Source organism: Mitsuaria sp. 7, from assembly GCF_001653795.1.
Lineage (GTDB): Bacteria > Pseudomonadota > Gammaproteobacteria > Burkholderiales > Burkholderiaceae_C > Roseateles.
Window position 1 is genome coordinate 157,585 of the sequence record NZ_CP011515.1, and the last position, 20,930, is coordinate 178,514.

The 20,930-nt window shown below is 65.5% G+C and carries 17 protein-coding genes and 1 tRNA gene; 5 read left to right on the top strand and 13 right to left on the bottom strand.

Annotation, left to right across the window (positions count from 1 at the left end; genetic code table 11):
• Position 1: 1 nt before the first annotated feature.
• The 3 genes from ABE85_RS26175 to ABE85_RS26185 form a co-directional block, all read right to left on the bottom strand.
• Positions 2-1,558, bottom strand: a complete 1,557-nt coding sequence (locus tag ABE85_RS26175) for a tripartite tricarboxylate transporter permease (protein ID WP_082939124.1) — start codon at positions 1,556-1,558, stop codon at positions 2-4.
• Between the two features lie 13 nt (positions 1,559-1,571).
• The gene (locus ABE85_RS26180) at positions 1,572-1,997 is read right to left on the bottom strand and encodes a tripartite tricarboxylate transporter TctB family protein (protein ID WP_067283790.1); all 426 of its coding nucleotides are present in this window, start codon (positions 1,995-1,997) and stop codon (positions 1,572-1,574) included.
• A 192-nt stretch (positions 1,998-2,189) separates the two neighbouring features.
• Positions 2,190-3,137: a LysR family transcriptional regulator gene (locus ABE85_RS26185; RefSeq protein WP_067283793.1), complete on the bottom strand. Its 948-nt coding sequence runs from the start codon at positions 3,135-3,137 to the stop codon at positions 2,190-2,192.
• Positions 3,138-3,237: 100 nt separating this feature from the next.
• Here ABE85_RS26185 and ABE85_RS26190 point away from each other — a divergent pair, with 100 nt between their 5' ends.
• Complete coding sequence (locus ABE85_RS26190) at positions 3,238-4,041, top strand: NAD(P)H-dependent oxidoreductase (protein WP_067283796.1); 804 nt, start codon at positions 3,238-3,240, stop codon at positions 4,039-4,041.
• A gap of 28 nt (positions 4,042-4,069) precedes the next feature.
• Here ABE85_RS26190 and ABE85_RS26195 read toward each other — a convergent pair whose 3' ends face one another.
• From ABE85_RS26195 to ABE85_RS26230, 8 genes are all read right to left on the bottom strand, one after another.
• A complete protein-coding gene (locus ABE85_RS26195; RefSeq protein WP_067283801.1) occupies positions 4,070-5,005 on the bottom strand; it encodes a cyanophycinase in 936 nt (311 codons plus the stop codon).
• Between the two features lie 21 nt (positions 5,006-5,026).
• Positions 5,027-8,140 carry a type I restriction endonuclease subunit R gene (locus tag ABE85_RS26200; protein WP_067283804.1) on the bottom strand — a complete coding sequence of 1,038 codons (3,114 nt, stop codon included), beginning with the start codon at positions 8,138-8,140 and terminating at the stop codon, positions 5,027-5,029.
• The gene (locus ABE85_RS26205) at positions 8,137-8,823 is read right to left on the bottom strand and encodes a nucleotidyl transferase AbiEii/AbiGii toxin family protein (RefSeq protein WP_067283807.1); all 687 of its coding nucleotides are present in this window, start codon (positions 8,821-8,823) and stop codon (positions 8,137-8,139) included. The genes ABE85_RS26200 and ABE85_RS26205 overlap by 4 nt, the downstream gene beginning before the upstream one ends.
• Positions 8,810-9,364: a hypothetical protein gene (locus ABE85_RS26210; RefSeq protein WP_067283809.1), complete on the bottom strand. Its 555-nt coding sequence runs from the start codon at positions 9,362-9,364 to the stop codon at positions 8,810-8,812. Before ABE85_RS26210 ends, ABE85_RS26205 begins: the two co-directional genes overlap by 14 nt.
• A gap of 70 nt (positions 9,365-9,434) precedes the next feature.
• On the bottom strand, positions 9,435-10,694 hold the full coding sequence (locus ABE85_RS26215; protein ID WP_231993373.1) for a restriction endonuclease subunit S: 1,260 nt from the start codon (positions 10,692-10,694) through the stop codon (positions 9,435-9,437).
• A 74-nt stretch (positions 10,695-10,768) separates the two neighbouring features.
• Positions 10,769-12,613 carry a class I SAM-dependent DNA methyltransferase gene (locus ABE85_RS26220; protein ID WP_067283814.1) on the bottom strand — a complete coding sequence of 615 codons (1,845 nt, stop codon included), beginning with the start codon at positions 12,611-12,613 and terminating at the stop codon, positions 10,769-10,771.
• Between the two features lie 50 nt (positions 12,614-12,663).
• A tRNA-Ser gene (locus tag ABE85_RS26225) sits at positions 12,664-12,753 on the bottom strand.
• A gap of 38 nt (positions 12,754-12,791) precedes the next feature.
• Positions 12,792-13,622, bottom strand: coding sequence for a symmetrical bis(5'-nucleosyl)-tetraphosphatase (locus ABE85_RS26230; protein ID WP_067283816.1), 831 nt, complete (start codon positions 13,620-13,622; stop codon positions 12,792-12,794).
• Between the two features lie 99 nt (positions 13,623-13,721).
• Here ABE85_RS26230 and ABE85_RS26235 point away from each other — a divergent pair, with 99 nt between their 5' ends.
• The 4 genes from ABE85_RS26235 to ABE85_RS26250 all read left to right on the top strand — a co-directional run bounded on the left by ABE85_RS26235 (position 13,722) and on the right by ABE85_RS26250 (position 18,536).
• Positions 13,722-15,023, top strand: coding sequence for a hemolysin family protein (locus tag ABE85_RS26235; RefSeq protein ID WP_067283818.1), 1,302 nt, complete (start codon positions 13,722-13,724; stop codon positions 15,021-15,023).
• Positions 15,020-15,769 carry a SapC family protein gene (locus tag ABE85_RS26240; protein ID WP_067283820.1) on the top strand — a complete coding sequence of 250 codons (750 nt, stop codon included), beginning with the start codon at positions 15,020-15,022 and terminating at the stop codon, positions 15,767-15,769. Before ABE85_RS26235 ends, ABE85_RS26240 begins: the two co-directional genes overlap by 4 nt.
• A 164-nt stretch (positions 15,770-15,933) precedes the next feature.
• Positions 15,934-17,313, top strand: a complete 1,380-nt coding sequence (locus tag ABE85_RS26245; protein WP_067283822.1) for a lyase family protein — start codon at positions 15,934-15,936, stop codon at positions 17,311-17,313.
• A 485-nt stretch (positions 17,314-17,798) separates the two neighbouring features.
• Complete coding sequence (locus ABE85_RS26250) at positions 17,799-18,536, top strand: N-acyl amino acid synthase FeeM domain-containing protein (protein ID WP_157523227.1); 738 nt, start codon at positions 17,799-17,801, stop codon at positions 18,534-18,536.
• A 60-nt stretch (positions 18,537-18,596) separates the two neighbouring features.
• Here ABE85_RS26250 and egtD read toward each other — a convergent pair whose 3' ends face one another.
• Together egtD and egtB are read right to left on the bottom strand one after the other, a co-directional pair.
• Positions 18,597-19,511, bottom strand: coding sequence for an L-histidine N(alpha)-methyltransferase (gene egtD / locus ABE85_RS26255; protein WP_067283827.1), 915 nt, complete (start codon positions 19,509-19,511; stop codon positions 18,597-18,599).
• On the bottom strand, positions 19,508-20,812 hold the full coding sequence (egtB, locus tag ABE85_RS26260; protein ID WP_067283830.1) for an ergothioneine biosynthesis protein EgtB: 1,305 nt from the start codon (positions 20,810-20,812) through the stop codon (positions 19,508-19,510). Before egtB ends, egtD begins: the two co-directional genes overlap by 4 nt.
• Positions 20,813-20,930 lie beyond the last annotated feature (118 nt).

The following is a 20,930-nucleotide window of genomic DNA, read 5'->3' on the forward strand; positions in this document are numbered from 1 at the left end:
ATCAAGCCACCTGCGGCGTCACCCCGCCGCCGTCCTTGCCCTTGGTGTCGTCGTCGTCATGGCCGCCGGTGGACTTGACGCCCTTGCGGTTGGCCAGGATGAAGGCGATGAACTGCCATGCGATGAAGAACGCGATGATGGCCAGCAGCGTGGCGCTGATCGGACGCTGCACGAAGACGTCGAAGTGGCCGCGGCTGATCAGCATCGCGCGGCGGAAGTTCTCTTCCAGCATCGGGCCCAGGATGAAGCCCAGCATCAGCGGCGCGGGGTCCATGTCCAGGCGCATGAAGATGTAGCCCGCCAGGCCGAAGACCGCCGTGACGAAGATGTCGTCCAGGTTGTTGTTGACGCTGAAGGTGCCGATGCAGCAGAAGAACAGGATCGACGGGAACAGCACGTTGTACGGAATCTTGAAGACCGACAGCCAGTAGCGCACCAGCGGCACGTTCAGCACGACCAGGAACACGTTGCCCACCCACATCGAGGCGACCAGGCCCCAGAAGATGTCCGGGTGTCCGGCGATCATGTTGGGACCCGGCTGGATGCCCTTGATGATGAACGCGGCCATCATCAGCGCCATCACCGGGTTCTCCGGGATGCCGATGGACATCAGCGGGATGAAGCTGGTGCGGGCGGCGGCCTCGTCGGCCGCGGCCTGGCCGGCCACGCCTTCGATGGCGCCGTCGCCGATCTCGTGGCGGTACTTGCTGACCTTCTTGTCGACGGCGTAGGCCGCGAACTGGGCGATCGTCGGGCCGCCGCCGGGCAGGATGCCCAGCACCGAGCCGATCACGCTGCCGCGCAGCGCGCTCGGGATGATGCGCTTGAACTCGGGCCAGGTCGGCATCAGGTGGATCTTGCCGTTGAAGGGCGTGCGCTCGTTCTTGGCGTCCAGGTTCTTGGAGATCTCCGCGATGCCGAAGCAGCCCAGCGCGATGCTCACCAGGCCCACGCCTTCGGCGAGGAAGGGCATGTCGAAGGTGTAGCGCTCCATGCCGGAGTTGACGTCGGTGCCGATCTGGCCGAAGAGCACGCCGATCAGGCACATGGCCAGACCGTTGAGCAGGCTGCCGGTGGTCACGAAGCTCACGCAGAGGAAGCCGAGCAGCATCAGGGAGCAGTAGTCGGCCGGGCCGAACAGGAAGGCCACTTCGCCCAGCGTCGGCGCCAGGCAGGCCAGCACGACGATGGCGACGGTGCCGCCGATGAAGCTCGAGATGCCCGCGGTGAAGAGGGCCAGGCCCGTCTTCCCCTTCAAGGTCATCTGGTACCCGTCGATGCAGGCCACGATGGAGCTCGCATGCGGGATCTTCATCGTGATGGCGCTGACGCTGTCGCCGTACTGCGCGCCGTAGTAGATGCCGGCGAGCATGATCAGCGCGCCGTTGACGGGGATGGAATAGGTCAGCGGCAGCAGCACGCTGATCGTGGCCAGCGGGCCCAGGCCCGGCAGCAGGCCCACGAGGGTGCCGACCACGCAGCCGATCGCGCAGAACATGAGGTTCTGCCAGGTCAGCGCGTGCTCGAAGCCGAAGGCGAGGTTGTGGAGGATTTCCATGGTCGTCGGTGCCTTACAGCAGCGGCAGGTTGAGGCCGAGGAACTTCTGGAAGGCGAAGGCGATCGCCAGCAGGCCGATCGAGATCACGATGTTGCGTTTCCAGGAGTAGTTGCTGCCGGCGGCCGTGGCGATGAAGACCATCACGACGATGCCGGCGGACATGTTGAGGAAGCGCGAGGTCAGCGAGAACGCGCTCAGCGCGGCCAGGATCAGGCCGATGTTCTTGACCTTGAACTCCAGGCCGGGGCCGCCGGCGACGATGCCGCGCACGATGGTGGAGATCGCCACCAGGCCCAGCAGGATGCTGATCATCAGCGGGAACATGCCGGCGCCGGCATGGTCCATGCGGCCGATGGGATAACGCAAGGCGCCCAGTCCGAAGAACAGGGCGACCGCGGCGAGGAACAGGCCTCGGGCTAGCGAACGGTTGAGGGTCATGGCACACCGGGGAGGTATCGAGATGTGCCCATGGTTCCGGCGTGGCTCTGCGCTGTCGTACGCATTTCTGCGCAGCGATGACTCATCGAAGTGGGTTGGACAGCTTGCCGACAGCTTCAGGTTAAGAAGCTGTTTGCCATACGTTGTATGAACGTTCTGATGACGTCGGAGCGTCGTTGATTCACGACGTCGTCACGCCCCGCCCACCGCCAGGACCTGCTCGCGCAGCCACTGCTGGCCGGCGTGGCCCTGGTTGCGTTCGTGCCAGACCATCGCGATGTCGAAGCCGTCGATCGGCAGCGGCGGGGTCAGGACTTGCAGGCCGGCGGAGCGTCCCTTCACGAGGCGCTCGGGCACCAGGGCCACGAGGTCGGAGCGGCTGACGATGTCCGGCACGAAGAGGAAGGACGCCGCGGAGAGCACGACCTGACGCTTCAGGCCCAGACCGGCCAGCGCCTGGTCGACCGGCGTCGAGAACGCGCCGCCGGCGGGCGAGACGATGACCTGCTCCAACTTCGCGAAGGCCTTGGCGCTCAACTTGCCGCCCGGTTTCCCGTTCGGTTTTCCGCTCAGCTTTCCGCTCAGCTTCTCGTCCAGCGCCGGATGACCGCGGCGCGCGATCAGCACGTAGCGTTCGTGGAACAGCGCGCGCATGCGCAGGCTGGGCGCGGCCTCGATGGGCTGCATCAGGCCCAGGTCGACGTCGCCGCGCGCCATCTGCGCGGCGTGCTGGGCGGGATCCATGTGGCGCACGGCGATGCGGATGCCGGGCGCCTCGCGGCGCAGCCGCAGGACCAGCGGTTGCAGGACGCTGGTCTGCAGGTAGTCCGAGGCCGCGATCGTCACGGTGAGGTTGGCGGTGGCCGGGTCGAAGTTCAGGTGCGAACTCGCCACGCCGCGCACCTGGTCCAGCGCCTGGCGCAGCGGCTCCAGCAGCGAGAGGGCCTTGGCCGTCGGCGTCATGCCGCGTTGCGCGGGGAGCAGCAGCGGATCCTCGAAGACATCGCGCAGCCGCGCGAGCTGCGCGCTGACGGCGGGTTGGCTCAGGCTCAGGCGGGCGGCGGCGCGGGTCACGTTGCGCTCGGTCAGCAGCGCTTCGAGCGTCACGAGCAGGTTCAGGTCGAGACGGCTGGTATCCATGGGATCGATAGTAGGGCAGAGAAGCTGTGATTTCACGGATGGATCGCGGATCGTCAGACTGCCTTCATTCCCGATCCACTTCGACTTCCCGGAGCCTCATATGACCCGTTCCCCTGACACCGATTTCCCCGATCGCAAGACCGTGCTGATCGTCCATGCGCAACCCGAGCCGACCTCGCTGACGCGCACGCTGGTGGATGTCGCGGAGCAGACGCTTCGCGCCGCCGGCCATGAGGTGCTGCAGTCCGACCTCTATGCGATGGGCTGGAAGGCCGTCTACGACGAGCAGGACTTCCCGGTTCGCACCGACTCCGGACGTCTGGACTTCGTGCGCGAGTCCGGCCATGCGTTCGAGCAGGGGCATCAGCCGGCCGACGTCGTCGAGGAACAGCGCAAGCTGCTCGTGGCGGATCTGGTGATCCTGCAGTTCCCGCTGTGGTGGTTCGGCATGCCCGCGATCATGAAAGGCTGGATCGATCGCGTCTGGGCGCGCGGGCTCGCCTACGGCCGCAACGGCCAGGGCAACCGCATGCGTTACGGCGAAGGGGGCTTCGAAGGCCGGCGCGCGATGGTGTCAGTCACGACCGGAGGCCCGTCGGCTGACTACGGACCGCGCGGGATCAACGGACCGATCGATCAACTGCTGTTCCCGATCACGCACGGGACCTTGTTCTATCCCGGCATGTCGGTGCTGAAGACGCAGGCGGTGCATGGTGCGGGCCGGATGACGCCGGAGACTGTCGAGGCCGCTGCGGCCGCGTGGCGCGAGCGCCTGGCCCATGTCTTCGATGAAGCCCCTGTGGCGTTCCGCGCGCAGAACGGCGGGGACTATCCCGACGGGCACGAGTTGGGTGAGGACGTCGCGCCTGGTCTCACCGGATTCGCGGCGCACGTGGCCGCGTGAGCGGCGATGCGGCGCGCCTCGCCGTGCGTCAGTCGCGCAACGACGCCGATGCGGCGATCGTCTGCAGCAGGCGCTGCAGATGAGCCGGCACCGTCGGGTCGTCGAAGCTCAGCGATGTGCCCGATGCGAGCAGAGAGAAGCCGAGGTTCTCCAGCGCGATGATCCCGGCGGGCTCGCGTCGGTCGCTGGCGCGTGAGGCGTCGATGACGGTCACCGCGCCGCTGCCGACGACGCGCAGGCTGACATCCGGGCGGACGAGGACGGCAGTGTCTTCATCGATGCCCACACCGAGCCGGCGCGGATCGAGCGTCACGAGGCGCAGCAGCCGCGCGTGCCGCTTTCGTTGCGCGAAGTGCTGATCGACGATGAGCGCCGGCATCAGCCCGAGCGCGCGATGCAAGGCCTGCGGCGGTCCCGCGAACTGCTCGTCGAGATCGCCGACCGGCATGTGCGCGCCGAGCGCCGAGGCCCCGGCGCTCGTACCCGCGATGGCGAGCTCACCGGCGCGATGGCGCTCGCGGATGAGCGCGTGCAGCGGGGTGTCGACGATCACGTCGACGAGCCGCTCCTGATCGCCGCCGGTCATGAAGAGCAGGTCCGCCGAGCGCACGGCATCGAGGGCGTCGTCGGCGGTGGCCGCATCGTGATCGCGCGGATCGAGCCAGCGCGGTGCCGCGCCGAGCGAGCGGAAAGCCGGTTCGTACTGGGACCAGAGCACATCAGGTTCGCCGCTGGCGGTGCTGAGGACGACGACCTGCAGCGGCGTGGGCGCCGCGTGCGTCTCATGACAGGTCGCGATCAGTTCGCGCAGCACCGTGCCCGGCGTCAGCCGGTCCTCGTTGCCGCCGATGAGGGCGAGCAGGGCAGCGGGGCGGGCGGACGTGCGGGCGTTCATGCCGATGGATCCAGACATCAGCGGCGTGCGGTCGTCTGAGTAGGTGATGAAGGTTTCGTCGTCATCCATACGCGCTCGCTACGTGTGCGCCTATGCGCCGGCACCAATTGAACGGGCACGAAGCGCCTCGTACAACTGCCCCGGCCCCAGCAGGATGTCGAGCAGCGATTCCCTCACCCGGTCCGAGTTCAGCGCCTGTGTGCTCATCGCCTGGTAGGCATCGTGCGAATCCATGATGGCGTGCATCAAGGCGTTTTTCAGGTCGGGCGAGTTGTCGAACTGCGCCTTGCTGTTGTTGGCCGCCTGCTGCATCAGCATGTCGTTTTCCAGCAGCTTGCCTTTCAGCACGCCGTTGACATAGATGAGCTGATCGTCGTCGGTCAGTTCCCCTTCGAAAAGTCCATTCACCTTCTGGATGATCTCGACGAGGTAGGCCGCCTGCTTCTCCTGTACCGAGCCGCTGCCGACGGCATCCATCGCCGTCAGCTTGTAGCCCCTATCCTCTTTGAGGCTCATCGCTTGGCGGCCGCGATTTTTCAGTGTGTGATGGGTCAGCAACACCTTGCTCAGGTCGACCGTGTCGCGCTCGCGGCCGAAATCCAGTAGCGGGATGAGGCGTTTGAAGAATAGAAAGCGCTTCTCGATGCCGGTGTTGCCGTAGTCGAAGATCTGGCTGAGGAACGCGTAGATGCGCACGTAGGCGCCCATATCGTTTTTGAACAGCAACAGCGCATCCATCATGTCCTTGGCCGCCTGGCCGGCTTTCAGGTCCTCGCGTTCATCGGCGGCCAGCTTGTCCTGCCGCGCAGCCTTGTACCGTCTCAGCAGTCGGTCGGCCACGGGCGCTATCGCCGAGTCCAGCGCCTTCTGCGTGCCGTACGGATCTGTTTCCACCTTGGCAACGCGGTCGACTTCGAACTCGTCGTAGTTGCCGCTGGCGTCCAGCTTGGCGCGCAGGTCGTAGACGAGGTGAGGGTCAGTCCTTGCCTCTAACTCGGCGGTCTCATAGTAGGTCTTGAAAGCCGCCAAGATGCCTTCGGCCTCGTTGATGAAGTCGAGGATGTAGGTGGTGTCCTTGCCAGGATGAGCGCGGTTCAGTCGGGAGAGCGTCTGTACCGCCTGGATTCCGCCGAGGCGCTTGTCCACGTACATGCCGCACAGCAGCGGCTGGTCAAAGCCGGTCTGGAACTTGTTCGCCACCAACAGCAGGTGGTACTCAGGTTCGGCGAAGGCATCCCGGATGTCGCGCCCTTTCAAGCCAGGGTTCAAATCCCTGCTGGCTTCGGTCACTGGGCCCACAAAACTGTCGGCATCATTGACTTCGCCGGAGAAGGCCACCATCACACCCAATGGATAGCGCTGGCGCTCGATGTAGCCGCGGATGGCCTTCTGCCAGCGCACCGCCTCCTTGCGGCTGCCAACGACCACCATCGCCTTGGCCCTGCCTTCCAGCAGCGGCTGCACGTTTTCGCGGAAGTGCTCGACAACGATCTGCACCTTCTGCGCGATGTTGTACGGGTGCAGCCGGACCCACTGCATGATGCCCTTCATTGCGGTGCTGCGCTCCACCTGCGCATCGTCATATTCCTTGCCGTCGTGGGCCAGCTTGAATGCCAGTTTGTAGCTGGTGTAGTTCTTCAGCACATCGAGGATGAAACCTTCCTCGATGGCCTGACGCATCGAATAGACATGGAAGGGCTGGGGCAGGCCATCCGGGCCGGCATGGCCGAACAGTTCAAGCGTCTTCTGCTTCGGCGTTGCTGTGAAGGCCACGTAGGTGAGGCCTTTGCTGCCCTCACCACTGCGCGCAGCCATCTGCGTGGCCAGCAGCGCTTCGGTGTCCACCTCGCCGCCGTCCTGCAACTCCGCCCATTCCTCGGCGGAGAGCAGTTGCTTCAGTTTGGCCGCGGCCTCGCCAGTCTGCGAGCTGTGTGCCTCGTCAGCAATCACGGCGAAGCGCTTGCCCTCTGTGGAGGCCAATTCCTGCGCGGCCTTCAAGGCGAAGGGGAAGGTCTGGATCGTGCAGACGATGATCTTTTTGCCATCCTTCAGCGCTTGGCCGAGTTGCTCGCTCTTGCTGCCATGCTCGTGGGTGATGGTGGCCACCACGCCGGTCGTGCGCTCAAAGTCGAAGATGGCTTCCCGTAACTGCGCGTCCAGCACATTGCGATCGCTGACGACCAGCACGCTGTCGAACATCTTGCGGTGCTCCGCATCGTGCAGGTCTGCCAGGAAGTGCGCCGTCCATGCAATCGAATTGGTCTTGCCGGATCCAGCGGAATGCTGGATGAGGTAGCGCTGGCTGGGTCCGTTCGCCAGCACATCGGCCACCAGCCGGCGAGTGACGTCCAACTGGTGGTAACGCGGGAAGATGACGTCCTTCGGCAACTTCCTGTCGTCCCGCTTGGCGATGAGGTAACGATGCAGGATTTCCAGCCAGCTCTCGCGTGCCCAAACCTCTTCCCACAGGTAGGCTGTGGCGAAGCCTTCAGGGTTTGGCGCATTGCCGGCTGCGCCTTCGTTGCCACGGTTGAAGGGCAGGAACTGCGTTGCCGGCCCCGCCAGGCGGGTCGTCATCATCACCTCGCTCTGGCTGACGGCGAAGTGCACCAGCGCCCCACCGGGGAAGCAAAGCAGCGGCTCGAGCACGCCGCCTTTGGGCTGCGGATGGCGGTCTTCACGATATTGGTCCACGGCATCGCCGACGCTCTGCGTGAAGTCGCTCTTCAGCTCGGCCGTCGCGACGGGAATGCCGTTGAGGAACAGCACAAGGTCCAGTTCATCCTTGGGCCGGTTTGGCGAATGACAGACTTGGCGCACTATGCGTAGACGGTTCGCTTCGTAGGCGGCCTGAATAGCGGGGTTGATGGCCAAGGCAGGCTTGAACTGCGCCAGCATCAGCGGCTCTCTCAGGCCCAGCATCTCCACACCGCGGCGGAGCACGTCCAGCGTGCCTCGATCGTTCAGGCTCTTGCGCACCCGCTCGGCCAGCAACGCTGGAAGGGAATGGCCGTGGGTCTTGATCAGGCGCTTGAAGCTCTCTGGCTGCGAGGCTTCTACCCAAGCCAGCAGATCGGGCGGAAACAGGCCATTGTTCCTGTCGAAGCGTGCGGCATCGCTTTCGTGATGAAACCAGCCGTGAGCCGACAGGTGGGCGCAGATCTCGCGTTCGAAGTGGTGTTCATGATGCAGATTCGTGGTCATTGCTGGCTCATTTCTTTCAGACGAGCCAGCACCAACCCCGCACGCTCGGGCTCGGCAAGCAAGCCCGGCAACACGTTCAAGAAGCCAGCATTTTTCAGCAGCGGCGTGAAGGTCGTCGCCACGGCGTTTCGCAATTCGACGGGAGCGCCCGCTAGTTCGGCGACGAGTTCCTGGCGCCCGTCGACGATGTTCAGCACGTCTTCCAGGTCGTGGCTGGTCATGTAATCGCTTTCACCGCGGCTGGCGAAGGCCTCCAGCTTGGTTGCCACGAAAGCCACCGCGCTCACCAATCGGACCAAGCAGCCTGCGCCGAGGTCCACCACCTCGGCGGTTTCGACGGCAAATGGATACCAACGATTGGTGAAACCCAGCACCTCGGGTTGCACCGGCATCAGGTCGAACAGCACACCCGATTCCTTGTGCACCCAGCGGCAGATCACATCGCTGCTGACGTCGCGTGCGAATCCTCGTGCCGCGACGGCTTCCTCGATGCGATGGAACATCGCCCGGTTGGCGTTCACCACGGCATCGACATCGCGGGTGGCGCGCACTGTGTCGGCCAGCGGATCTGTCACCAACAGGCCGGCCACGGCGCCGCCGACGAAAACCACCTGCTCGCGCAATTCGCCCAGCGCTTCGGCGACGCTGCGCAGGTAGGGCAGGTTGGGGTCATCGCGGCGCATGGGCTGTCACCTTTCCGGCAAACGCCTGCGTCAATTCGACTTCCATGAGCTTCGACGCCAGACTGCGCTCGCGAGCCCGGCCTGTTCGCAGGGCATCGAGCAGTGCGAGGAGGCGATGCAGAGCCGGATCGGCCAGCGCGGCCTGCGGAGCCGTCCGATAGATCGGCGACAGCGTCGGTCCCTTGGCGCTGCCGGACGGATGTGCCCAGACCGGCGCCTCGCCGGGAGCTGCCGTCAAATGGCTCGCCAGCGGCTCGGCACCGAAGGCCGTCGGAACGCCGCGCTTGATCGGTCCGGGCATGGCCGGCCAGACGTAGCGCACGCCGTGCAGCGCGAACTCCAGCAGGTTGGCGTGAACGGGCGACCATTCACCGCGGGAGGGCGCCACGGCCAAACCGGAGGCGACGGCCCGTTTGACGCTTGCGTGCGTCTCGGAGGGGCTCATCGTCAGCGCCTCGCCCAGCGAGGCATAGGTCCAGCGTTGCGGTGGGTGCGCAGCGGCCTTCAGCAGCACCAACAGGTCTTGGGGTTTGAGGTCCATCTCAGCGTGATATTCGGTATTCGCGAATTGCGAATATCGCTGAGAGCGCGGCGCTTGGCAAGCGATTGCTTCAGGCGGCGCGAACGTCGATCTGGCCGGTGACGGCGGCGGCGATCAGGGCGGAGCGGCGTTCCTGAAGAAGGCGCACGGCTTTCGCAGCTGTAGAGTTCAATGCGTCAAGTCTTGCCAATTCGTCATCCAGCAGCTTCATGACATGGTGCTGCTCTTCTAGCGGTGGCAGTACAAGAGGCAACTCCATGATGTTGGACGACGAAATCGAGGCCAGATTGGTGCTCTGCTTTGATCTCCCCATGAAGTAGAACCGCGCATAGCCCGAACTCGTGACGCGGCTTAGCCATGCTGCGCTAACGCCATGCGGCCGGACAGCGAAGACGTGATTCTGATGAATGCAATCCAAGATTTCGCCATGCCATACGGCACCACGTCCCAATTTGTCGAAGTCTCCACCTTCGTTCATCAGCACATCGCCGGGTGTCAGTCGATAACGGTCTAACTGCTCCGCCTCAATCTCGATGGTCGCAATGTCATCGAGGGCCAGGAAACCGTCCTGGACGTTTGCGACGCGAAGGTATGGAACGGCAGTGGTTGACTTGCCAGTTGTGTCCTTGCCTTTGGCAATGCCGGTTTGCACGGTGGCCACAAACTTCAGGCGCGTCACGTCCCAGTGCTCCGGCACGTCTCCCGACCACGCCACACTGGAGTCCTTCATCGGCGCGTCGGGATCAAGGCCGCGAGTCACTGCATGGGAGATGGTGGCCTGGCGCTTTTCGGCCAACAAGGCGATGAGCTTTTCCTGCTGTTCAATCAGCGCATCGATCTTGGCGGTTTCGCGTTCGAGGAAGTCAACGATTGCATCTTGTTCGCTCAAAGATGGCAGGACAAATCGCAGCGCCGAAATGTCCGGCATATATATCGTGCTGTGAGTTGATCCAAACATGAGCCGTCTGAACTCGCCATGCATTGCTCGAAACACATGCAGCAGAAAGCGCGGTCTCAGCGATGGGCCGCATACCCAATTGGCGAAATCCTGCGTCGTGGCCATCTCAACACCCATGATGGCGGAGAAGCCAACTGAGGCGGTACGCGACAGCATCACGGTTCCCGCCGGGAGTTTTCGCGCTGATGAGTTCTGAAGGCCGAGTTCGCTCACCATTTCTTTGGTCTCATAGATCACGTCTGCACCGTCGCGACGGATCTGTGAAACGTCTGCCAATGAGAACCACGGCACATTGCAGTTCTCCCACCAATCGGGTCTGCTTCGGCTTGGCGTGTGGCCTGACTCAAGCCGTGCGGCGTAACGTATCGGCATGACTGACCAATGGCTCGGAACGCTACCCAGCCAAGTTACCCCACTTGCCCTGTACTCCCCGTACCTCGGCAAAGTCATTCGGCCAGCCCCCCCAGCATCTTCATGATGCTCGCCGAAACTGCCTGCAACTCCTCATCGATGGCATGCAGGCTGCGCGGCGGTTCGAACACATAGAAGTGCCGGTTGAACGGAATCTCATAGCCGACCTTGCTCTTCTCGGGGTCGATCCAGGCGTCTGGCGCGTGGGGCAGAACCTCACGCTCGAAATACTCGCTGACGCTCTCGTTCAGCGGTACGTTCTCGGTGTCGCGCAATGAACTGTCAGCTTGCGGCTTTCCCTTGCCCTTGCCTTTCAACCCCAGCACGACCTGACCCTGATCGTCCCGGATCGGGCGCTCGACGGTGATGGTCGTGTAGCCGAAATCCTCATTCCGGAAAATGCGCGAGATCGGCACGCGCTTGAGCTTGCCGCCTTCGGGCGCCATAGGCGCGTCGTCGGTGCCAGTGACCAGCATCGGCTCCCCCTGCGCCCGGCCAGCGGCGTCGAACACGCTGACCAATTCCGCCTCGATGAAGCTGCCGAAAAGCCGAGTCACCGTCTCGATGTGCGCGTCGCTCATCTCTTTGCGCTTGGAGCCAAGGCTCTTGCGCATCTTCTGCCAGAAGCTGCTGGCGTCGATGAGCTGCACATGACCGCGACGTTGGACGTTCTTCCTATTCGACAGAATCCAGATGTAGGTGGCGATGCCGGTGTTGTAGAACATGTCGCTGGGCAGACCAACGATGGCTTCCACCAGATCGTTCTCCAGCACATAGCGGCGGATCTCGCTCTCGCCGCTGCCCGCGCCACCCGTGAACAGCGGTGAGCCGTTGAGCACGATGCCGAAGCGGGCCCCGCCGTCCTGAGCCAGGCGCATCTTCGACACCAAGTGCATTAGGAACAGCATCGAGCCGTCGCTGACGCGCGGCAGGCCGGGGCCGAAGCGGCCGTCGAAACCCTGGCGCTCGTGTTCGTTGCGCACGGTCTTCTCGACCTTCTTCCATTCGACGCCGAAGGGAGGGTTCGACAGCATGTAGTCAAACTTGCGGCCAACGTGGCCGTCATCGCTGAGCGTGTTGCCGACAGCGATGTTCTCGACCGGCTGGCCCTTGATGAGCATGTCGGCCTTGCAGATGGCGTAGGACTCGTCGTTGAGTTCCTGGCCGTACATGTTCAGTCGAGCCTTGGGGTTATGCGCCAGCAGGTGCTCGCTGGCGACCGACAGCATGCCGCCCGTGCCGGCCGTCGGGTCGTAGATGTCGCGCACCACGGCCTTTCCCGCAGTCAGGACTTCATCGTCCTCGATGAACAGCATGTTCACCATCAGACGAATCACCTCGCGAGGGGTGAAATGTTCACCGGCGGTCTCGTTTGAGTCTTCGGCGAATTTGCGAATCAGCTCCTCGAATACGCTGCCCATGCTGGCGTTGTCTACGACCTCCGGGTGGAGGTCGATGTTGGCGAATTTTTCGGTGACGAGGTAGAGCAGGTCGGCCTTGGCCAAGCGTTCCACCTGCGTGAGGAAATCGAAGCGCTCGAAGATGTCCCGTGCGGCGGGAGAGAAGGCGCGGACGTAGTCGCCCAGATTGCGGCGGATGTTGTCTTGATCGCCGAGCAGTTTGTTCAGGTCTCCGGACCAGGTGTTGTAGAAGCGACCGTTGCCCGATTTGCGCAGAAGGAAGGGCGCGGGATTGATGCCGGCCTTCTTTTTCTCCGCCAGTTCCGCAAGCACGGCGGACTTGCTGGCTTCGAGCACGCAATCCAGCCGCCGTAGGACCGTGAAGGGAAGGATGATGCGGCCGTACTCGGATCGCTTGAAGTCGCCACGCAGCAAGTCCGCCACTGACCAGATGAAAGACGACAGCGCTTGATGGTTCATGGTCCCGCAGAATGAAAAATGGGCCACAAGGCCCATTTCTAAGGTGCTCCTGGCGGAGACGGTGAGATTCGAACTCACGGAGGGCGCGAACCCTCGGCGGTTTTCAAGACCGCTGCCTTAAACCACTCGGCCACATCTCCTGGAAGAAGGCGCGCATTGTATGCGCGGCCGGGGCGGCTCAGTCCGCTCCCGGCTTCTTCGCCTGCACGCACTCCACCTGGATGATCTCCTGCGCCTCGCCGTCCGCCACGCGCGCGGTCGTGAGCTGGCCGCCCCAGACGCAGCCCGTGTCCAGCGCCAGCAGGTCCGGCCGCTGCACCAGCCCCAGCGTCGACCAGTGCCCGAAGGCGATCGGATGCCCCGCCGTGCGGCGCTCCGGCACCTCGAACCACGGCATGAAGCCTTCCGGCGCCGTGCCCAGGCCTTCCTTGGTCTTGAAGTCCAGCCGGCCCTTCGCGTTGCAGAAGCGGATCCGCGTCAGTACGTTGATGATGAAGCGCAGCCGCGGCACACCCGTCAGGTCGTCCTTCCACCGGTCCGGCTCGTTGCCGTACATCTGGGGGAGGAACTCCGCCAGCTCCGGGCCGCGCATCAGCGCGTGCACTTCTTCGGCCAGCGCCAGCGTCTCGTCCGCGTCCCACTGCGGCACAACGCCCGCGTGCACCATCAGCCAGCCCTGCGAACGCATCGCCAGCCGCTGCCGGCGCATCCACTCCAGCAGCGCCTCGCGGTCCGGCGCCTGCAGGATCGCGTCCAGCGTGTCCCCTTTGTGCGGGGCTCGCACCCCCGCCGCCGTGGCGAGCAGGTGCAGGTCGTGGTTGCCCAGCAGGCATTGCGCCGCGTCGCCCAGCGACTGCAGGCGGCGCAGCGTCGTCAGGGAATCGGGGCCGCGGTTGACCAGATCCCCCAGGAGGTAGAGCCGGTCGCGGGACGGGGAGAAATCTATCTTCTCCAGCAGACGCGCCAGCGCGTCGCAACAGCCTTGGAGATCGCCGATGAGGTAATGCATAGCGGGATTCTGCGGTGCTGATGTCACACAGGCTCTGCTAACCTTGCCGACCTTGTGTTTTGGGCGCGACTCGGGGTTAGTACCCGGTCCGCGCTGTCAATGGATACCGCCCTAGTTCTCTTCCTGATCCTGCTCAACGGTTTGTTCGCCATGTCGGAGATGGCCCTCACGGCCTCCCGCAAGGCACGCTTGCAAGTCATGGTCGAAAGCGGGGAAGGCGGCGCGCAGGCCGCGATGGACCTGCACGAGAACCCCACGAAGTTCCTGTCCACGGTCCAGATCGGCATCACCTCCATCGGCGTGCTCAACGGCATCGTCGGCGAGGCCGCCTTCTCCGGTCCGCTGGCCGACGTGCTGCGCGCCAACACGCCGCTGAGCACCCGCGCCGCCGACATCACCGCCACCGGCCTGGTCGTGCTGGTGCTGACCTTCGTGACCATCATCTTCGGCGAGCTGGTCCCCAAGCGCCTGGGCCAGATGTACCCGGAGAACGTGGCACGCCTGGTCGCGCCGCCGATGGAGATCATGTCGCTGGTGACGCGGCCCTTCGTCAAGCTGCTGAGCTTCTGCACCGAGTTCACGCTGAAGCTGCTCGGCATGGGCGGTCGCGCCAACCGCGCGGTGACGGAAGAGGAGATCGCCGCCAGCCTCGACGAAGGCCGCGACGCCGGCGTCATCGAGGAGCACGAGCACCAGATGGTGCGCAACGTGTTCCGCCTGGACGAGCGCCAGATCGGCTCGATGATGATCCCGCGCGCCGAGATCGCGTGGCTCGACATCAGCGACCGGCCCGACCAGATGCTGCAGATCCTGCGCGCGCACGGCTACAGCCGCTACCCGGTCTGCCGCGGCGGGCTGCATGACGTCGTGGGCACGGTCAGCGCGCAGAACCTGCTGGCGCGCTCGCTGGCGGGCGAATCGCTGGACCTGTCGACCGGCCTGGAGCCGCCGGTCTTCGTGCCCGAGACGCTGTCCGGCATGGAACTGCTCGCGCACATGCGCGGCGCGGAAACCCCGCTCGTGTTCGTTGTCGACGAATACGGCGAAGTGCAGGGCGTCGTCGCGATGCGCGACGTCCTGGAAGCCATCGCGGGCGAGTTCAACTCGTCCGATGGAGAAGACGCCTGGGCGGTCCAGCGCGAGGACGGCAGCTGGCTGATGGACGGCCTGATCCCCGTCACCGAGCTGAAGGACCGCCTGGATCTGAAGGAACTGCCCGAGGAGGATCGTGGGCGCTACAACACCCTGGCCGGCATGGTGATGCTGCTGCTGGGGCGCTTGCCGCGCACGGCCGACGTGGCGGAGTGGGACGCGTGGAGATTCGAGGTGGTCGACCTCGACGGCAAGCGTGTGGACAAGGTGCTGGTCTCGCGACTGGCGGACGATGGAGTGAATCAATGAGCAACCCCCCGATGTATGAGAACCTGGTCCCCGTGGACCGGGTGCAGCACAAGAACACGCGCATGAAGATCGGCGCGCCGGTGCTGGACCGCGTGACCAATCTGAACTCCCTGTTCGTGGCCGTGGCCGAGTTCGCCGACGCCAGCCTCGAATACCCGGTGGTCTTCGTGCGCGTCGGCCAGGCGGCCGAAGGCCAGCGTCCGGCGGTCGCCCCGCTGGCGGTGTTCGGTCTGCGGCAAGGCAGCAACCTGTTCGTCAAGGACGGCCAGTGGACCGGCCGCTACGTGCCGGCCTACATCCGCCGCTGGCCCTTCGCGATGGCCCGCATCGAGGAGAACACCTCCGACATGGCGCTGTGCCTGGACCTGGGCTCCGGCGCGTTCACCGACACCGCCGCCGACGGCGAGCCGCTGTTCAAGGCGGACGGCGAGCCCACCGAGCTGCTGCTCAACGCCAAGCAGTTCTGCGAGGACTTCGAGCGCGAGGCCGAGCGCACCCGCCAGGCCTGCGAACTGCTGCAGGACCTGGACCTGCTGCAGGACATGCGCTTCGAGGCGCAACTGCCCAGCGGCGAGAAGCTCGACGTGGACGGCTTCCTGACCATCAACGAGAAGGCCCTGGCCGAGCTGCCCGACGCGAAGATCGTCGAGCTGCACCGCAACGGCCTGCTGGAGGTCATCACGATGCATCGCCTGTCGCTGCGCCTGATGAGCCGCCTGGCCCAGATGTACGTGCCGGCCAACTGAACAGGCCGAACAGGCTGAACAGAGAGTGAGACCTCGCCCCGGGACCCCTGAACGAGGGGGGCCCTGACGGGCGATCACCGGCTGAGACAAACCCCAAGCGGGTTTGCTTGAGTACGGCGTACACGGGAGCCTCGATAGCATCGGAAGTCCTTAAAGGACGTTGGATGCTGTTCGAGGCTTTTTTGTCGTCCACCGCGATGGAATCGGTGTTCTCGCCGACCGCGGTGGTCCAGTCGATGATGGACGTGGAGGCCGCGCTGGCCCGGGCGTCGGCGCGCGTGGGATTGATCCCCGCGCCCGCGGCGCAGGCCATCGCCAGCCTGTGCCGGGCCGAGCTCTACGACGTGCCGGCCTTGATCGCCGCCGCGCCGCATTGCGGCAACCTGGCGCAGCCGGTCGTTCAGCGCCTGCGCGAGACGGTCGCGCTCTTCGATCCCTCCGCCGCGGTCTACGTGCATCGCGGCGCCTCCGCGCAGGACCTCATCGACACCGCGATGGTGCTGCGCACCCGCGAGGCGCTGCGCCTGCTCGACGACGACCTGCAGCAGCTCTGCGGGCAGCTGCTGGATCTGGCCGAGCGCCATGTCGCCGTCCCCATGCTGGGCCGCACGATGATGCAGCCCGCGCAGGTGATCAGCCTGCGCTTCAAGCTCATGAACTGGTTGATGCCGCTGCTGCGCAGCGCCGAGCGGCTGCGGGAACAGGGCTGCGCCTCCTTGCTGCTGCAGCTCGGCGGCGCGGTCGGCACGCTGGACGCCATGGGCGACCGCGCCGACGACATGCAGGCCGCCGTCGCGGCCGAGCTGTCGCTGCCGCGGCCCGACATGTGCTGGCACACGCAGCGCGACCGCTGGCTGCGCCTGGGGCTGGAGGTGGGGCTGCTCTGCGGCAACCTCGGCAAGCTGGCGCAGGACTTCGCGCTGATGGCGCAGGCAGAGGTCGACGAGCTCAACGAGCCGCCCGGCGAAGGCTACGGCGCCTGCCTGTCGATGCCGCACAAGAAGAACCCGGTGGCCGCGCTGCAGGCGATGGCGGCGGTGCAGCGCGCGCCGCAGCGCGTCGCCGGGCTGATGGGCTGCATGACCCCGGAACACGAACGCGGGCTCGGCCAGCATCAGGCCGAACTGGCGGAGTGGAGCGGCCTGATGGGCGGCGCGCACGCGGCGGTGCAGGCGCTGAATCGTGCGCTCGCCGAACCCGTCATCCGCGCCGACCGGATGCGCGCGCATGTCCTCGAACGTCAGGGGCTGGTGGCCAGCGAGCGCGTCGAGCATCTGCTGATGCCGCGGCTCGGGCGCCAGCGCACCGGCGCGATGATCCGCGACCTGATCCATCGCGTGCGCCAGGGCGAAGGGTCGTTGGAGCAGTTGCTGCGAACGGCGATGGCGGTGGGTGACCTCCCGCCCCAAGCGATTTCGGAATCCGAACTCAAGGCCGTGTTCGACCTGGATGCTATCGCCGCACAGGCCGACAGCCGCGTCGGTCCGCTGATGGCCGAGGCGCGCCAGCGCCTGGATGGGCTGGCTTCGCAACCCTGCGCGTGACCTGTTTCGTGACCTGTTTCACGACTCGTTCGCGGACGCAACGAGATACGAACTTCCTGATCGCTCTGCGAGCGAATCACGCGGGAAGCGACAAATATCCCCAGATGCCGTATGGATTTCCGCAAAAAAGTGGGCGGATGTGTCCCATGAATTCGGCATTTGAACGAAATACATCGAGTTACACCTGCAACAAACCGGGTGTCGGAAAGCGGGGTGGAACGGGAACCGGAATTCGATGGATACACACGCTGGCGCGGGTCGCCGCCGTTCGTCGCCGCCGTGCCCGCCATGTAACGGAATTCCCTCAAATGCGGGGTTTCACCCTGGCAAGGGATTGACCCCCGTTCAAACCCGGGACAGACCCGTAAGACGAGGGTCGCATTTGTTAACTATCGTAGCGACCTGCAGTAATTACTTTGAGTGGGCCATAGACTCGCCTTTGATAACGAAGCAGTCTGGAGTTGGGAATGAGCGACGAATCTCGCATGACGAACATTGAATTGGAAGCGCCGGCAAGCCCCTTGCAGGCGCTGCAATCCATTGGTTCGGAGATGTCGTTCCTCCGCGCCGATTCCGTGGCGCTCGTTTCCCGGGAAACCGAGTTCGGCCAGATCGACATCCGTGCGCTGATGGAAGGTACCGGCCACGCGCTGCTGGAGCGCCGCTACGCGTCACGGGGTTACAGGCTGAGCCGTTCCGCGGACGTGACCTTCGGCGCCTATTGGGAAGGCCGTCTGGTGGCCACGCTCGGGCTGCGCCGCGACGGGGGCAACCTCGCCGCGGACCAGAGCTTCCCCAAGGAGATGGCCGGCATGCGTCAGCAGGGCTGGCAGCTGTGCGAGTTCACCCGGCTGGCCGCGGACCCGGACGGTCCGTCCAAGCTGGTGCTGGCCAGCCTGTTCCACCTGGCCTACCTGCACGCCGCCCACCATTGGGGGGCGGAGTTCCTGGTGATCGAGGTCAATCCCCGTCACACCGCGTTCTACCGCCGGATGCTGGACTTCCAGCCCCACGGCGAGGAGCGCATGCACCGCAGCGTCGGCGCGCCGGCGGTGCTGATGAGCCTGTCCCTGAACTACGTCGAGAGCCAGGTCCGCAAGCTGGGCGGCACCCAGAAGGAAGACGGGAGCCGTTCCCGCACCCTGTTCCCGTACGGTTTCTCCGCGAAGGACGAACCCGCGCTGCTGAGCAAGCTCGCTGACGTGTACGGCTACGACGCCTGAGCGCGTCGTCTCCTCGTCGTCCTTGCCCTTTTTGTCCTTTTCCTCGTCCGCCGACGACCGTCACGCCTCCAGCCAGTGCAGGCTGAACCAGCGCTGATCGTCCGTCCAATGCGCTGACGGCTTGAACCCGGCTTCCCGCGCCAGCGCCTGGAAGCTCTCCACGCTGTACTTGTAGGAGTTCTCGGTGTGCAGGCTCTCGCCTGGCACCAGCGTGTAGCGCCGGCCCTGCAGCTGAAGGTGCTGCTCGCCGCGCGGCAGCAGGTGCATCTCGATGCGGTGCTTGCGGGGGTCGTAGAACGCGTAGTGGTCGAAGCCGCCCGGGTCGCACTCCAGCTTCAGCTCGCGTTGCGCGTGTCGCAGCACGTTCAGGTTGAAGCGCGCCGTCACGCCCGACGCGTCGTTGTAGGCCGCATGCAGCCGGGCCGGATCCTTGATCAGGTCCACGCCGATCAGCAGCGCCCCGCCGTCCAGTTCCTCGCGCAGCAGGCGCAGGAATTCCAACGCCTCGTCCGGGTTGAAGTTGCCGATGCTGGAACCCGGGAAGAAGCCGACGCGTCGACCGTCCGCAGGCGCATCGGGCAGCACATGCATGCGGGTGAAGTCGGCCACCACCGGCAGGATGCGCAAGGCCGGCTGCTCGCGCTGCAGCGACTCGCAGGCGGCCAGCAGATGCGGACCGGAGATGTCCACCGGCACGAAGCTGTGCAGCTGCTGCGCGCGTTCCAGCAGCAGCCGCACCTTCACGAGCGCGCCGGCGCCGTACTCGATCAACTGCGCGCCCGGGCCCATGCGGGCGGCGAACTCGTCGGCGTGCCGTTTCAGCAGCGCCAGCTCCGTGCGCGTCGGGTAGTACTCGGGCAGTTCGCAGATCTGCTCGAAGAGGGCGGAGCCCTGCGCGTCGTAGAAGTACTTGGGGGAGATCGCGTGCTCGGGGCCTGCGAGCGCCGCGTGAAGGTCCTCGGCGAAACTGCTCATGCGTGGGTCTCCGTGCGCGGGCGCGCATCGCGGGCCAGTCTCAGCCCGGTGAACTGCCAGCGCGCGGCTGGCGGAAAGAAGTTGCGGTAGGTCCGGCGCGTGTGGCCGGGCGGCGTCGCGAGACTGCCGCCGCGCAGCACCAGCTGCCCGACCATGAACTTGCCGTTGTATTCGGACGCGGCCCCTGCCATCGGCCGGAAGCCGGGGTAGGGGTGGTAGGCCGAGCGCGTCCATTGCCAAGCCTGGTCGTCGAGCTGGGCGATGCCGGGCAGCGTCGACGCAGCTTCCCACTCCGGCTCGCTCGGCAGGCGGGCGCCGGCCCATTCCGCATAGGCGGCGGCTTCGTAGAAGCTGAGCTGCATCACCGGCGCGGCGGGGTCCATCGGACGCAGGCCGTGCAGGCCGAACACCGACCAGCGCGAGCCCGCGCTGCCCGTGGCGTCGGCATCGCCCTCGGTCTTGGCGTGGTCGCTGTCGTCCACCCAGTACAGCGGTGCTTTCCAGCCTTGTTGCTGCACCATGGCCCAGCCGTCCGACAGCCACCAGCGCGGCTCGCGATAGCCGCCGTCGGCGATGAAGCGCTGGAAGTCGCCGCAGGTCACGAGGCGGCTCGCGATCTCGAAAGGCTCGAGCCAGACGCGATGCCGCGGGCCTTCGTTGTCGAAGGCGAAGCCTGACCCCGCCGCGGGGGCGGCGCCGTCGGCGCTCGTGTCGTGGCCGATGTCGACGAGGCCGCCGTCATGGCGCAGCCATTCGCTGGTACTGGCCGCGACCGGCGCGGGCGCCGCATCGATCAGCGCCGGCCGCCACGGATGGCAGGACAGCAGGTGCAGTGCGTCGGTCAGCAAGAGCTCCTGGTGCTGCTGCTCATGATGCAGACCCAGTTCCAGCGTCGGCGCGATCTCGTTCCACACCGCGTCGCTGCAACGCGCGATCAACTGCTGGATGTGCGTGTCCACATGGCGGCGGTAGGCGCGCACCTCGTCCAGCGACGGGCGCGTCAGCAGTCCGCGCTGGGGGCGCGGGTGACGCGGGCCGAGGCCCTCGTAATACGAGTTGAAGAGGAAGTGGAAGGACTCGTCGAGCGGCCGGTAGTCCGGCAGGTGCGGGCGCAGCAGCAGCGCCTCGAAGAACCAGCTCGTGTGGGCCTGATGCCACTTGGCCGGACTCGCGTCCGGCATCGACTGCGCGGCCTGGTCCTCGGCGGACAGCGGCTCGGCCAGTGCCAGCGTGTGGCGCCTGACCGCTTCAAAACGGCGCGAGAGATCGCGCCGCACCAGCGGCAGATCGTGATCCGACATGCAAGCAACTCCTGCGGCCCCGGGGGGAGGAAGGACCGGACATCAACGGTAGCCGATTTGCCGTGTCCCCGTCCGGTGCGGGCCGCTCGGCGGGCCCCGGCGGGGCGGCTCAACTGCC